The 12,411-nt window shown below is 71.1% G+C and carries 12 protein-coding genes; 5 read left to right on the forward strand and 7 right to left on the reverse strand.

Features of this window, described 5'->3' with window-relative positions:
• Positions 1-218: 218 nt before the first annotated feature.
• A complete protein-coding gene (locus JJQ90_RS06505) occupies positions 219-1,247 on the reverse strand; it encodes an amino acid ABC transporter substrate-binding protein (RefSeq protein ID WP_216873619.1) in 1,029 nt (342 codons plus the stop codon).
• 231 nt (positions 1,248-1,478) lie between these two features.
• Here JJQ90_RS06505 and lhpI point away from each other — a divergent pair, with 231 nt between their 5' ends.
• Entirely contained in the window at positions 1,479-2,408 is a 930-nt protein-coding gene (gene lhpI, locus JJQ90_RS06510; RefSeq protein WP_216873620.1) for a bifunctional Delta(1)-pyrroline-2-carboxylate/Delta(1)-piperideine-2-carboxylate reductase, read from the forward strand.
• Here the strand turns inward: lhpI and JJQ90_RS06515 are convergent.
• Positions 2,393-3,370 carry a Gfo/Idh/MocA family protein gene (locus JJQ90_RS06515; protein WP_216873621.1) on the reverse strand — a complete coding sequence of 326 codons (978 nt, stop codon included), beginning with the start codon at positions 3,368-3,370 and terminating at the stop codon, positions 2,393-2,395. The two genes, lhpI and JJQ90_RS06515, sit on opposite strands and share 16 nt — an antisense overlap.
• A 29-nt stretch (positions 3,371-3,399) precedes the next feature.
• On the reverse strand, positions 3,400-3,657 hold the full coding sequence (locus JJQ90_RS06520; RefSeq protein WP_216873831.1) for a hypothetical protein: 258 nt from the start codon (positions 3,655-3,657) through the stop codon (positions 3,400-3,402).
• A 116-nt stretch (positions 3,658-3,773) separates the two neighbouring features.
• Here JJQ90_RS06520 and JJQ90_RS06525 point away from each other — a divergent pair, with 116 nt between their 5' ends.
• Positions 3,774-5,369, forward strand: coding sequence for an alpha-amylase family glycosyl hydrolase (locus tag JJQ90_RS06525; RefSeq protein WP_216873622.1), 1,596 nt, complete (start codon positions 3,774-3,776; stop codon positions 5,367-5,369).
• Positions 5,370-5,382: 13 nt separating this feature from the next.
• Here JJQ90_RS06525 and JJQ90_RS06530 read toward each other — a convergent pair whose 3' ends face one another.
• Positions 5,383-6,138, reverse strand: coding sequence for an SDR family oxidoreductase (locus JJQ90_RS06530; protein ID WP_216873623.1), 756 nt, complete (start codon positions 6,136-6,138; stop codon positions 5,383-5,385).
• 382 nt (positions 6,139-6,520) lie between these two features.
• Here JJQ90_RS06530 and JJQ90_RS06535 point away from each other — a divergent pair, with 382 nt between their 5' ends.
• Positions 6,521-7,228, forward strand: a complete 708-nt coding sequence (locus tag JJQ90_RS06535; RefSeq protein WP_168049130.1) for a ribonuclease activity regulator RraA — start codon at positions 6,521-6,523, stop codon at positions 7,226-7,228.
• A 42-nt stretch (positions 7,229-7,270) separates the two neighbouring features.
• On the opposite strand, the gene JJQ90_RS06540 is transcribed toward JJQ90_RS06535, so the two are convergent.
• Positions 7,271-8,179 carry a LysR substrate-binding domain-containing protein gene (locus JJQ90_RS06540; RefSeq protein WP_216873624.1) on the reverse strand — a complete coding sequence of 303 codons (909 nt, stop codon included), beginning with the start codon at positions 8,177-8,179 and terminating at the stop codon, positions 7,271-7,273.
• 100 nt (positions 8,180-8,279) lie between these two features.
• Between JJQ90_RS06540 and JJQ90_RS06545 the strand changes: the two genes are divergently transcribed.
• Together JJQ90_RS06545 and JJQ90_RS06550 are read left to right on the forward strand one after the other, a co-directional pair.
• Positions 8,280-9,428 (forward strand): mandelate racemase/muconate lactonizing enzyme family protein, encoded by a 1,149-nt coding sequence (locus JJQ90_RS06545; protein ID WP_216873625.1) that lies wholly within the window; start codon positions 8,280-8,282, stop codon positions 9,426-9,428.
• Positions 9,429-9,455: 27 nt separating this feature from the next.
• Positions 9,456-10,433: a tripartite tricarboxylate transporter substrate binding protein gene (locus JJQ90_RS06550; RefSeq protein ID WP_216873626.1), complete on the forward strand. Its 978-nt coding sequence runs from the start codon at positions 9,456-9,458 to the stop codon at positions 10,431-10,433.
• 41 nt (positions 10,434-10,474) lie between these two features.
• Here the strand turns inward: JJQ90_RS06550 and JJQ90_RS06555 are convergent, their stop codons facing one another.
• Positions 10,475-11,590 (reverse strand): NADH:flavin oxidoreductase/NADH oxidase, encoded by a 1,116-nt coding sequence (locus tag JJQ90_RS06555; protein ID WP_216873627.1) that lies wholly within the window; start codon positions 11,588-11,590, stop codon positions 10,475-10,477.
• A gap of 17 nt (positions 11,591-11,607) precedes the next feature.
• Positions 11,608-12,411: a DUF2272 domain-containing protein gene (locus JJQ90_RS06560; protein WP_329959389.1), complete on the reverse strand. Its 804-nt coding sequence runs from the start codon at positions 12,409-12,411 to the stop codon at positions 11,608-11,610.

Raw genomic sequence — 12,411 nt, forward strand, 5'->3', positions numbered from 1 at the left:
GCCGGGCCGGCCATGCAAAAGCGGGGCCGCCGCCCCCTCAGAGCCTTTGTCCGATCGCGTGATTCAGACTTTTCGGCGATTCCGCCTCAAGTCATCACGCTCTCGTCTGATCGCGTGATTCAGACTTTTCGGCGATTCCGCCTCAAGTCATCACGCTCGGGCAGCCAGCGGCCGCCCGGGCAGGTTCTCGCGCGCGGCCGGGGCCGCGCGCGAAGGGTTCAGCGCAGCGGCGGGGCGTATTGCAGGCCGCCATTGGTCCACAGCGCGTTCGGGCCGCGCTGCAGCCCGATCGGCGTCAGGTTGCGCTCGAAGATCTCGCCGTAATTGCCCAGCGTGCGGATGATGTTGACCATCCACAGATTGTCCACGCCCAGCATCTGGCCGAGCTCACCGCTGCGGCCGAGCATGCGCTGCACGTCAGGCCGCGCGTCGGACTGCGCCGCCTGGGCGACATTCGCCGCGGTGATGCCCAGTTCCTCGGCACCCACCAGCCCGAAATGCACCCACTTCACCAGGTCGGCGAAGCGCTGGTCGCCATGGCGGACTGCCGGGCCAAGCGGTTCCTTGCTGATGACATCCGGCAGGATCATGTGGTCGGCCGGGCGCGGCTGGGCCGAACGGGTGGAAGCCAGTCCGGAGACGTCGGTGGTATAGGCATCGCAGCGGCCGGACACATAGGCGCCCACCACTTCTTCCAGACGCTCGATCACCACGGGGGTGAAGCGGATGCGGTTGGCCCGCGCCCAGTCGGTCAGGTTCTGCTCGGTGGTGGTGCCGGGCTGGACGCAGATGGTGGCGCCGTTCAGGTCACGCGCGGTGCGCACGCCGGCGGCGGTCTTCACCATGAAGCCCTGGCCGTCGAAGAAGTTGATGCCGGTGAAGTCGAAGCCCAGCGAGGTGTCGCGGGACAGGGTCCAGGTCGTGTTCCGGACCAGCAGGTCCACTTCGCCGGACTGCAGCGCGGTGAAGCGGTTCTGGGCGGTAGTGGGAACGTAGCGGACCTTGGTCGGGTCGTTCCACAGGGCGACGGCGACGGCGCGGCAGTAATCCACGTCGAAGCCGCGCCAGACGCCCTGGCTGTCGGGCTGGGCGAAGCCGGCCAGGCCGGTGTTCACGCCGCAGATCAGCGTGCCGCGGGCGCGGATCGCGTCCAGCGTCGGTGAACCGGGGGCCTGCGCGAGCGCGGGCGTTGCCATCATGGCCACGCCGCCGAGCACGGCGGTCAGGGCCAGGCGAAGAGCTTTCATTCCGAGCACTCCCATTATTTGTCTCAAAGCCTCATTGCCCGCCGATTCGCGGGCGAGATGTTCCCTGCCGGGACATGCTGCGCCAGCCTCGGGCCGGGATCAACGCGCAACATGGCACGCCGAGGCGCTTCGCCTAGGGGGGCGGCCGGACCCTGTCAAACCCGCTGGCTTCCCCGATCGTCACGCAGGCGCCAATCTGCGACATGGGATTGCGGCGAAGGGCAAGCAGACATGCGGATCATTTCGGCGGAGCAGATTCAGGCCAGCCTGCCCTGGGAAGGGTTGGAGGCGGCGCTGGAATCGATGTTCCGCCAGGGCTGCAACGCGCCGCTGCGCCACCGCCACCCCCTGCCCCCGGTGCACGGCGCGGCGGAGGGCATGCTGCTGCTGATGCCGGCCTGGTCGGATAATTACACGGGCGTGAAGATCGTGCATGTCGCCCCCGGCAATGGCGCGCGCGGCCTGCCGGCGGTGCAGGCGGTGTATCTGCTGTCCGATGCCGCCACCGGCCAGCCGCTGGCGATGCTGGATGGCGGGGAGCTGACGGATCGCCGCACCGCCGCCGCCAGCACCCTGGCCGGCCGCCTCCTGGCCCGGAAAGACAGTCGCCGCCTGCTGGTGCTGGGCGCCGGCCGGGTCGGCGCGGCGCTGGCGGAGGCCTGGTGCGACCGCTTCCCCCTGGAACAGGCGGCCATCTGGTCGCGCAACCCGGCCCATGCCCGCGCTTTGGCCGAGCGCCTGGCCGCGCATGGCCTGCCGGCGGTGGCGACCGAGGACCCCGATCCGGCCGGCTATGACATCGTCTCCGCCGCCACCCTGTCCGAAACCCCGCTGGTGCGGGGCGCGGCGGTATCACCCGGCACGCATGTGGACCTGGTCGGCGCCTTCCGCCCGACGATGCGGGAAAGCGACGGCGCGCTGCTCGCCCGCGCCACCCTGGTGCTGGACACCCGGGCCGGCGGGCTGGCGGAGGCCGGCGACGTGGTGCAGGCGATCGCCGAGGGCGCGATCACGGAGGCCCATGTCGCCGCCGATCTTTTCGAGCTTTGCCGCGGCACCCATCCCGGGCGGCGCGACGGGGCGGAGGTGACCGTGTTCAAGTCGGTCGGCTGGGCCGGGGAGGACCTGGCCGCCGCCATATTGACCTATACCACCGGCTGAACCGCCCCGGTCGCGGCGGCCCGCTGCATGGCGGCGAAGACCGCGACGCCATGCACCGCCTCCGCCGGGGTCAGCGGATAGGGCGCGCCGCCCTGGGCCGCGGCGGCGAAGGCCATGAGTTCGGCGCGCTCGATATCGGTGGGCGGAAAGTCCCGGATGGTGGGCGGCCCCTCGCGCGGCGTCTCCACCAACTGGTCCTGGCCGCGCATCTCCAGGATGCGGTCGCTGCCGAACAGCGCGACGCGCCAGTAGCGGGGGGCGGCGGCCAGCGTCGCGAAATTGCCGGTGGCGCCGCTGGCAAAGCCGCAGAGCATGGCAGTGGCATCGTCCAGACCATTGGTCAGCACCAGCGCCCGGCTTTCCACGGCGACGCGGGCGATCGGGCCCGCCAGGTGGATCATCATGTCGAGCATATGCATGCCGCTGCTGCCCATGCCGCCGAGCGGGCTTTCCCGGGTTTCGGCGCGCCAGCCGCCGGGCTGGTAGGCGAAGCCGGCCGGGCCACCGAAATGCCCCTCCACATGCAGCAGGGTGCCGAGCCGCCCCTCCGCCATCGCCTGCTTCATCGCCTGGGCAGCGGGCAGGAAGCGGCGGTTATGGCCGAGCGCCAGCACCACCCCGGCCGCCCGGCAGGCCTCCGCCGCCGCCTGGGCGCCGGGCAGTTCCAGGGTGAAGGGCTTTTCGACGAAGACATGCTTTCCGGCCGCGGCGGCCGCCGCGACCTGCGCGGCGTGCTGGCCATGCGGGGTGGCCAGCACCACTGCGTCGATGGCCGGATCGGCCAGCACGGCGGCGTAATCCGCATGCAGGGCGATGCCCCGCGCCGCGGCCCAGTCCTGCGCCTTGTCGGGCGTGGCGGTGGCGGCGGCGGTGAAGCGCAGCCCGGTCGCGGCATCGTCCTGGACGCTCTCCACCAGGATGCGTCCCCATTTGCCCGCGCCGATGATCGCCGTCCGCAGCATCGCCCACCTCCCGCGCCGAGGCGGGCAGGCTAGCCGCGCAGGCGTTCCGGCGCGATATCGACCGGGCCGCCGCGAAGCTGCGCCTGTTCGATCCGCTCGCCCGGCTGGGTCTCGCCGGGCTGGATCGGGTCGTCGATCTGGCCGGCGGCACGCTCATCCAGCACGTCGGTCACGGCATCGGGGGCGTCGCCGCTCTCGCCTTCCCGCACCCTTTCGCCGCCGGGCAAGGTCGGGCGCAGCGCGTCCTCCGCGCCTTTTGCCTCGCCGATCCGGTCCTTGTCGTCCATATCCTGTCCTCCTCGTCCCGAGGCTGGGTCAACGCCCGGGGATATGGCCGGGTTCGCGCGGGGAACCCGAGGCCGGGAAACAGGCTTTCCACAGACGCAACAGGCGGAGCGGATGCATGACGGCATGGTGGCAGGGTGCGGTGATCTACCAGGTCTATCCGAGGTCCTTCCGGGACTCGGACGGGGATGGGGTGGGTGACCTGCGCGGCCTGCTCGCCGGGCTGGACCATATCGCCAGCCTCGGCGTGGACGCGCTGTGGCTCTCGCCGATCTATGTCTCGCCCCAGGCGGATTTCGGCTACGACATCGCCGACCACTGCGCCATCGACCCGGCCTATGGCACCATGGCGGATTTCGACGCCCTGGTGGCCGGCGCCCATGCGCGCGGGCTGAAGGTGATGCTGGACCTGGTGGTGGGCCATACCAGCGTGCAGCATCCCTGGTTCATCGAAAGCCGGGCGCGGCGGACCGGGCCGCTGGCGGATCGCTACATCTGGGCCGATCCGCGGCCGGATGGCACGCCGCCGAACAACTGGCTTTCCGTTTTTGGCGGCCCGGCCTGGCGCTGGGAAAGCCGGCGCCGGCAATACTACCTGCACCATTTCCTCGCCGACCAGCCGGCGCTGAACCTGGCCGAGCCCGCCACGCGGGATGCGGTGGGCGAGATCATGCGCTTCTGGATGTCGCGCGGCGTCGACGGTTTTCGCATCGACGCGCTGGACTTCATGCATCGCGACCCGGCGCTGCGCGACAATCCGGCGGCACCGCCGAAGCCGGAGATTCCGTCGAAACTCTTCGGCATGCAGCTCCACCAATACGACATGATGGGGCCCGAGACGCCGACGATCCTGCGGCATTTCCGCGCCACGGCAGATGCCTTCCCGGATCGCGCGCTGCTGGGGGAGCTGTCGTCGCAGCCCGGCGCCCATGCCCGGGTGGCACGCTCCACCGGGCCGGGGCTGCTGCACATGGCCTATACGCTCGCCCCGCTGCGCGGCGCCTTCGACCACACCATCGCCAGCCTGCTGGTGCAGGCCGCCGCCAATCCGGATGGCTGGGCCTGCTGGTGCTTCAGCAACCACGATGTGGTGCGCGCCGCCACCCGCTGGGCGCCGGGCGGCGTGGCGCAGCCGGCGGTGACGCGGCTGCTGCTGGCCCTGCTGCTGACCCTGCGCGGCAGCATCTGCGTCTATCAGGGCGAGGAGCTGGGGCTGCCCGAGGCGCAACTGCCCTTCGAGGCGCTGCGCGATCCCTTCGGTATCGAATTCTGGCCGGATTTCGCCGGTCGCGACGGGTCCCGCACCCCGATCCCCTGGCAGCAGTCGAAGCCCCATGCCGGATTCAGCACCGGCACGCCCTGGCTACCGGTCCCCGATACGCACCTGCCGCTAGCGATCGATGCGCAGGAGGCGGACCCCGAAAGCCCGCTGCACTTCACCCGCGCGCTGTTGAAACTGCGCCACGAACATCCGGCGATGATCACCGGCGACCTGGAGCCGCTCGACCTGCCGGCGCCGCTGCTGGGCTTCGATCGGGTGGATGCGGCGAGCGGGGCGCGGCTGCGCTGCCTGTTCAACCTCTCGGGCCAGCCGGCGCCGGTGCCGCCCATGCTGCTGGTGGGCGCGCAGCCGCTGGCGGATCACGTGCTGCCTGACCCGCAGGGCACGCTGCCACCCTGGGGCGTAGCGCTAGCCCGGGTGCCAACACCGTGACCTCCGGGCGGTTTCACATGAGGCGGACCGAGATGCCGCCGTCCACCAGCATTGGGCTGCCGGTCATGAAGGAGGAGCGATCCGACAGCAGAAACAGGGCTGCCTGCGCAATCTCATGCGCCGTGGCCATGCGCCGCATCGGGTGAAGGGTGGCGATCAGATCCAGGACCGCCGCATTGCCTTCGCCCCCAGCCGGCGTGACCGTGCCACCCGGCAGTAGCGCGTTGACGCGGATACCGGCTGCCGCGTGATCCGAAGCCAGGGATCGCACCAGGCCGATCAGCCCGGCCTTGGAGGCGGCGTAGGCTGCCATCCCGGGCATGCCTCCATTGCTGAACCCCACGAAGGAGGAGGTGAAGACGATCGAACCCGCGCCCTGTCCGAAGGCCGGGATCTGAGCTTTCGCCGCCCGAAACGCGCTTGTCAGGTTGACGTCGATGATCTCTTGCCAGGTCGTCAGCTCCATGTCAGCAACGGCGCTCATCGGGCCGACAATGCCGGCATTGTTGAAGGCGCCGTGCAATCCGCCGAACTCGGACCTGGCGGCATCGACCAAGGCTTCGGCGAAACCCTCCTCTCTCACATCGCCAGCCAGTACGGCGGCGCGGCCGCCCGTCCGTTCGATGTCCCCGGCCAGTTGCCTGAGCAATTCCGCCCGACGTGCACCGAGCACCACATTGGCGCCTTCCGCAGCGAACAGCAGGGCCGCCGCCTTGCCGATACCGCTGCTGGCTCCCGTGATGATGATCGTCTTGTTCTTCAGTTCCACCGTGGCGTCTCCGTATGACGGCGCGGGATATGCGGGAGTTTGCCGGCGGACACCCTCCGCTCGTTGCGCCGTAATCGAAGGCCCTTCCACGACCGCCGCCACCTGCCGCAGCCAGCCCTTGCCGATCGCGTCTCATACCAACGGCCCTATCGCGTGACCGCTCCGGGCCCCCTCAAGCGCCGGGCGGAAACCTCCGGGTTCCTGGGCTTCGTCGCGCCGAAGGCGCGCCTTCGGCGCGACGCATAAGCCGCGGCGCCCATTCGGGCGCTCGGGCCGGTCAAGAGACCGGTCCGCTGGTATCAGTTCACGTCAGGCCGCACCCTGGACGGACGGCCCGCGTCGCGCTTCAAGCTTCGGCATCGAAGCACACGGAGCCCGGCCCATGACCCCCGCACAGCGCGACGCCCTGATGGGTGTGACCACCGCCACCCTGACCACGGTGCTGCTCAAGAAGGGCGTGCGCTTCTGCTACATCGCCGGCAGCCGCCCGCTGGAGCCCGGCCCGACGAAGCGCATCGTCGGCCCCGCCTTCACCCTGCGCTTCACCCCGACGCGCGAGGATCTGGCCACCGTCGATAGCTGGGCCTCCCCCACCTCCACCCGCGCCGCGATCGAGGCGATGCCGGAAGGCGCCGTCGCCGTGGCGGATGCCATGGGCAGCACCGCCGCCGGCATCTTCGGCGACATTTTGTGCGCCCGCATGGCCAAGAAGGGCGTTGCGGGGCTGGTCACGGACGGCATGGTGCGCGACGGCGCCGGCGTGATCGGCACCGGCCTGCCGGTGTTCTGCCAGGGCTATGTGGCGCCGGCCTCCGTCGCCGCGCTGAATTTTGTGGGCTGGCAGGAGACGATCGGCTGCGGCGGCGTCACCGTGGTGCCGGGCGACATCGTGGTGGCCGACCAGGACGGCGCCGTGGTGATCCCAGCCGCGCTGCTGGATGCCGTGGTGGATGCCGCGGTGGAGCAGGAGCGGCTGGAGGCCTGGATCATGGTCGAGGTCGGCAAGGGCGTCGCCCTGCCCGGCCTCTACCCGGCCAATGCCGAAACCAAGGCCCGCTACGAGGCCGACAAGGCCGCCGGCCGGGCCTAACGACCGGGCCTGAACGACTGGGCCTGAACGACGGGGCGCGCGTCACGGCGCGCGCGCCTCCTCCCCCACCACCCCATCCAGCACCGCGACAAAATCCTGTTCCAGCCGCGACGGCGCGCGGTGGCGCGGCCGTAGCAGGCTGACGGCCAGGCGGGTGCGCGGCAGCAGCTTGCGCACCAGCAACCCCTGCGACCGCGCTTCCTGCAGCCCCACCCCATCCAGCACCGCGATCCCCGCCCCCTCCCGCACCAGGGCGCAGGCGATGGCGGATTGCGAGACCTCCATCGCGATCCGCCCGCTGCGCCCGGCCTCCGCCAGCGCCCGGTGCAGCACCGCGCCCACCGGCTGCTGCGGGCCGAGCGAGATCAGCGGCTGGTCGAGAATATCCGCCAGATGCAGCGCGCGCTTCGCCGCCAGCGCATGCCCCGCCGGCAGGGCGCAGCCGATCTCGGAGGTGAACAGGCTGCGCGCTTCGGTCCGGGCATCCGGCGTGGTGCCCAGGATCAGCGCCAGGTCGGCGCGATGGTCCGCCACCAGGTTCACCGCCTCGATCGCCGTCACCGCCCGCAGGGTGAGAAAGACCTCCGGCCGCGTCGCGCGGAAACGGGCGATGGCGCGAGGCAGCAATGTCGTGGTCAGTGCCGGCACGGCGACCAGCGCGAGCAGGCCGGAACGCCCGCCGCGCAGGTCCTCCGCCAGCCGTCCCAGGTCGTCCAGCGCGGTGAAGGCGCCCACCAGTTCCGGCAGCAGCGCATGCGCCTCCGCCGTCGGCACCAGGCGCTTCCGCTGGCGCAGGAACAGCGCGAAGCCCAGCCGTTCCTCCGCCTGCTGCAGCATCTTGCTGGCGGCGGGCTGGGACATGCCGAGCGATGAAGCGGCGGCCGTGACGCCACCCTGCTCCATCACGGCGCGGAACACCTGCAATTCGCGCAGGTTGAGGTTCATAGCCATATGGACATGATGTCAGCACATCTTGCGATTTGACAGCATGATCTCCCCGCCGCAGCCTCCCGGTCAGGCGCGATCGGAAAAAGGGCGCCCGGGGAAACGCATGAAGATCGCCAGCATCCAGGGTTTCCACGCCGGCTTCAGCCCGACGCCGGCGCTGGGCAATGCCTCCACCTTCATCCGCCGCCGCGATTTCCTGCTGGTCCGCGTCACCACGGAGTCGGGCGTGGTCGGCTGGGGCGAGGTTTTTGCGTCGCCCTTCGCCGCCGCGGCGCTGATCAGGACGAAGCTGGCGCCGCTGGTGCTGGGCCAGCCCGTGGGCGACTACGGTCGGATCTACCAGGCCATGCTCGGCACGCTGGGCTATGACCGGCGCGGCCCGGCGATGATGGCGGCCTCCGCCATCGACATGGCGCTGCACGATGCTGCCGCCCGCAGCCAGGGCATCAGCGTGGCGGCGATGCTGGGCGGGGCACTGCGCGACCGGGCGCTGGCCTATGCCAGCGGCCCCTTCATCGCCGAGGGTCCTGCGCCCTATGGCGCCTATCCGGAGCAGATCGACGCCCTGCTGCGCCGCGGCTTCCGCGCCATCAAGCCCCGCGCCGGCTTCGACCCCCGCGCCGATGGGGTGATGACCAGGGCGATGCGCCGGCAGGTCGGCGAGGACATCGCGCTGATGGTCGATATCAACCAGGGCTACGGCGTAGGCTCCGCCATCGAATCCGCCAGACGGATGGAGGAGGCCGGACTGCTCTGGATCGAGGAGCCGCTGCAGCCCGAGGATATCCCCGGCTACCAGACCGTCGCCCGCGCCGTGCCCTGCGCCATCGCGGGCGGGGAGGCGCTGGCCAGCCTGGCCGCCTTCCGCGATTTCCTGGCCGCCCGCACCTTCTCCGTCCTGCAGCCGGACCTGACCGTCTGCGGCGGTTTTACGGGATTTCGCAAGGTCGCGGCCCTCGCCGATGCCTATGACCTGCCGGTGATGCCGCATGTCTTCGGCACGCTGGTGAATTTCCACGCCGCCCTGCAGATGGCCGCCCTGCTGCCGGCGCGGCGCGGCGGCGGGCCGGCGCCCTACCCCTTCATGGAATACGACGCGACGCCCAACCCGCTGCTGACCCTGCTCGGCACGCCGGAGCTGGATGCGGCCGGCATGGTGCGGCTGCCGGAAGAGCCGGGCATCGGCCTGGAGCTGGACCCGGAGCGCCTGGCGCCCTGGCTGACGGAAAGCTGGAGCCTGGGCACCGCCTGAAAAAGAACAACACGGAGGAAACCGCCGATGACCATGACGATGCGCCGCCGGGCCCTGCTCGGCACCGCCCTGGCCGCCGGGCTGGCAGCGCCCGCTCTGGCGCAGTCCTACCCCACCCGCCCCGTGCGGCTGGTCGTGCCCTATCCGCCCGGTGGCGCCACGGACATCACGGCCCGGCTGCTGGCGCAGGAATTGTCGCAGTCGCTCGGCCAGTCCTTCGCCGTGGAGAATCGCGGCGGCGGCGCCAGCGTCACCGGCACCCAGGCCATCGCCACGGCAGCGGCGGATGGGCACACGCTGGGCGTCATCGACAGCGCCTTCGTGGTCAATCCGGGCCTGCTCGGCAGTCGCCTGCCCTATGACACGCGGCGCGACTTCAGCTTCGTCTCCCTGCTGGTGCGGTCGCCGCTGGTGCTGGTGGTGCCGGCCAATGCGCCCTGGCAGGACGCGGCGGCGCTGGTGCGGGACGCCAAGGCCAAGCCGAACGAGATGACCTTCGGCTCCGCCGGCAATGGCACGGCGGTGCATATGGCCGGGGAGCAGTTCCGCCTCGCCGCCGACTTCACCTTCCTGCATGTGCCCTATCGCGGCGGCGGGCCGATGATCACGGACCTCATCGCCGGCCGCGTCCACATGGCCTTCGGCACCATCCCCGCCATGGCGGAGCATGTGCGCGGCGGCCGGCTGCGCGCTTTGGCCATCACCGGCGCCACCCGATCCGCCCTGCTGCCGGAGGTGCCGAGCATGGCGGAGGCCGGCTTCCCGCAGGTGAACGCCGCTTTGCTGAACGCCCTGATCGGCCCGGCCGGGCTGCCGGAGCCGGTGGTGACCCGCCTCGCCGAGGCCGCCCGCCGCGCCATCGCCAGCCCCGCCACCCGCGCCCGCCTGACCGAGCTGGGCTTCGACACGGTCGGCAGCACGCCGGAGGAGGCACGGACGGGGCTGCTGGCGGAGATCGCGCAGTGGGACCAGGTGATCCGCGCGGGCGATATCAAGGTGGACTGAGCGCCTGCTCCTCCCCCCGACGGGGGGAGAGGCTTTTCAGCTCACCCCAGCGGCGGCATCGGCGCGCCGGTTTCCACGCGCATCGCCATGCGCGCGATGCTGCCCCAGGCGCGGTCGTATTGCGGCGGCGTGCGGATGGCGTCCACGCGGCCCAGCGCCACGGCGGCGCGCATCGGCCAGTAGGGGTCGCGCAGCGTGGCGCGGGCCAGCAGCACCAGGTCGGCGCGGCCTTCCGTGATGATGGCCTGGGCCTGCTCCGGCTCCGTGATGAGACCGACGGCGGAAACCAGCACGCCGGCACCCTGCTTCACCGCCTCCGCCCCCGGCACCTGATAGCCCGGGCCGAGCACGATCTTCTGGGACGGGTCGATGCCGCCGGAGGAGACGTCGATCAGGTCGATGCCCAGCGCGGCCATGCGCTTCGACAATGCGATGCTCTCCGCCGTGGTCCAGCCGCCCTCGATCCAGTCGGTGTGGGAGATGCGCAGGAACAGCGGCACATCCTCCCCCACCGCCTTGCGCACGGCCTGGGCGATGGCCAGCGGCAGGCGGGTGCGACCCTCGAAATCGCCGCCCCACTGGTCATTGCGGGTGTTGGAGATGGGCGAGAGAAACTGGTGCATCAGATAGCCATGCGCGCCATGCAGCTCGATCACCTTGTAGCCGGCCGCGACCGCCCGCTTCGCCGTGGCGGCGAAGGCCGCGGGCAGGTCGAGGATCTCGGCTTCCGTCATCGGGCGCGGCGCGGCGAAATGGCCCATCGGCAGGTTGGCGGAGGAGACGATCTCCCAGCCCGGCGACGCCGGCTCGTCCACCCAGGCCGGCGCCCGGCTGGCCTTGCGGCCGGCATGGCCGATCTGGATGGCCGGCACCGCGCCGGCATGGGCGATGGCGGCGGCGAGGCGCGCATGGGCCGGGATCTGCCCATCCTCCCACAGCCCGACATCGCCGGGGGTGATGCGGCCTTCGGGCAGCACGGCGGTCGCCTCCACCATCACCATGCCCGCGCCACCCAGCGCGCGCTGCAGCAGATGCGCCAGGTGCCAGTCGGTCGGCTTGCCGTCATCCGCGCAGCAATACTGGCACATGGGCGAGATGCCGATGCGATTGGGCAGCGTCACGCCACGGATGGTCAACGGAGAAAACAGATCGGTCATAGGAACAAGGATCCTGTTCAGGGCGCGAAGGGCGGCAGGCGGCCGAGGCGGCTTTCCATGACCAGAAGGATGGGCGCCCGGCCCGCCGGCGGCGACGCCAGATAGCCTGCCGCATCCGCCGGATACCGGGTGAGGGTCACGGTGTCACCCACATTGCCGCCCACCACCTCCACCACGCCGGGGGCGACGGTGGTGACGATGTCGCAATGCATCGGACGCGGCACCCCCGCCTCCGCCCGCCGTTCCGACCAGTGGCGCAGCCGGTTGCGGCTGCGGTCGAAGCAGACCAGGTCGCCCAGGCGCGGCGCATAGTCCCCCGGCGCATGCGGCAGGAAGGGGGCGGTGGCCGGATAGGCCGCGGCATCGGCGATCAGCGCGTCCAGATACAGGGAATGGGTGGCGTTCGGCGGAAACTCCCGCGCATCCACGCCCGCGGTCCGGAACACCCAGGAAATGAAAGCCGCCGACCAGGCCGGGTTCGACCACAGGGTCGTGCCGCCCATGCCCCAGACCGCGGTGGCATAGATCTGCCGGTTGTCGCGGATCGCGCCCTCATCATCCTCTACCGCGCGCCAATAGGCCAGAACGCGGGGAAAATTCGCCATGTCCGATTCCGGCGCCGGGCCTTCCGGCGCGGTCGTCCAGGCCTCCCGCACCACGCCGCCCCAGTCGCGCCATTCCCCCAGGGCCAGGCGCAGCACGCGTTCCGCGGCGGCCGGCGGATAAGGCAGTGGCGGCGACGCGGCGGGGGGCGGCGGCACCGGCCTGGCGCAGCCGGCCAGCAGCATCAGCAGGGCGAGGACGAACCTTGCACGCGGCAC

The sequence above is a fragment of the Falsiroseomonas oleicola genome (assembly GCF_019029495.1).
In the GTDB taxonomy this organism is placed as follows: domain Bacteria; phylum Pseudomonadota; class Alphaproteobacteria; order Acetobacterales; family Acetobacteraceae; genus Falsiroseomonas; species Falsiroseomonas oleicola.